The organism is Desulfuromonas sp. CSMB_57, from assembly GCF_020194955.2.
GTDB lineage: Bacteria > Desulfobacterota > Desulfuromonadia > Desulfuromonadales > Syntrophotaleaceae > JAFCIY02.
The window spans coordinates 1-1,124 of sequence record NZ_JAFCIY020000091.1 but is presented as its reverse complement, the minus strand read 5'-3'; the positions used below and the strand labels follow the sequence as shown (position 1 = coordinate 1,124).

Genomic DNA, 1,124 nt, shown 5'->3' with positions numbered 1-1,124 from the left:
GCGGGCTTTACTACAACCTGCACCGGTACTATGATCCGGACAGCGGGCAGTATCTGAGCCCGGACCCGATAGGCCTGGAAGGCGGATTACGGACCCACGGCTATGTGCATGACCCCATGCAGTGGGTGGATCCGCTGGGGTTGGCGGGGTGTCCGAGGAAAGCAATTGTGGTGGGTGAAGGAATGGGGCGAGTGAATAAAGCCGTAAAAGATTTGCGTTTACAAGGCATAAATGCCAAAAAGTATCAAACATGGAAGAAAAATTGCCCAATGGAAGGAGGTTGACTCCATCCGAAGAGGCTGCTGCAATTGCGAGAAACAAAAGATGGATAAAATCCAAAATTAAACGGGGATATGATATATATGATATTGGCCCTGATGGGCGAGCGATACCTAGTCCATTCTATCGGGTAGAACAAGAAGCAATCATAACATGTGGATATCCAACTATTAGATTGCGTGGTTACTAATATGAATACAAGAGTAATGGCAAAAAAACTCAAAGACAGTTTTGAATTTTTAATAAAAGAATATGGGTTTCATTTGTTTTCAAATATTATTGAGAAAGAATATTGTATTCTAAAAATGAAAAACGATACAACTGGAATATCAATAAACTATGAAATTAGAGAAGATGACATAATCGTGTATTTATATCGTTTGATTGATGGAAATATCATTGAAGACACAGGTCCGGTATCATCTGAAATTCCACTTAACTGTATTGACCTAAGATATATAGTTAAGTTCAAAAAGTCTGAAAGTATAGATGGTATTGATATGTACAAATATTCATCATATGATGATTTGATTGAAAGTATAATTAATGATATGAAAAAATATGCAGAAGATGTTCTTAATGGTAGTTTTGATGTATTTATCAAAGTGGATGCAATGGCAAAAAAGCGTAGGCTTGAATGGCAAAATAGTTAAATCTCCCTGGATCAGTGAGAGGCCAGTTTGCACCCTTTGAGTTATGCTCACGGCGCCATTTTCGAGAGACACTGTGTCTGTGACGCCACCGCCTTGAGCCGTTTTTCCGGTCAGGCGGATCCGTGCTTTGACAATTCACCGCTGATTGTATGACGATGCCGTGGGCGTTCTCCTGTTGCGGGCGGGCGGTAT

The 1,124-nt window shown here is 40.9% G+C and carries 1 protein-coding gene and 1 pseudogene; both read left to right on the top strand.

The annotated features are described in order from the left end of the window. A pseudogene (locus tag JQN68_RS14900) lies at nt 1-149 on the top strand (RHS repeat-associated core domain-containing protein); the annotation flags it as partial. Between the two features lie 285 nt (nt 150-434). Further along, nucleotides 435-932, top strand: a complete 498-nt coding sequence (locus tag JQN68_RS14485; RefSeq protein WP_225073942.1) for a hypothetical protein — start codon at nt 435-437, stop codon at nt 930-932. The last annotated feature ends 192 nt before the right edge of the window (nt 933-1,124 follow it).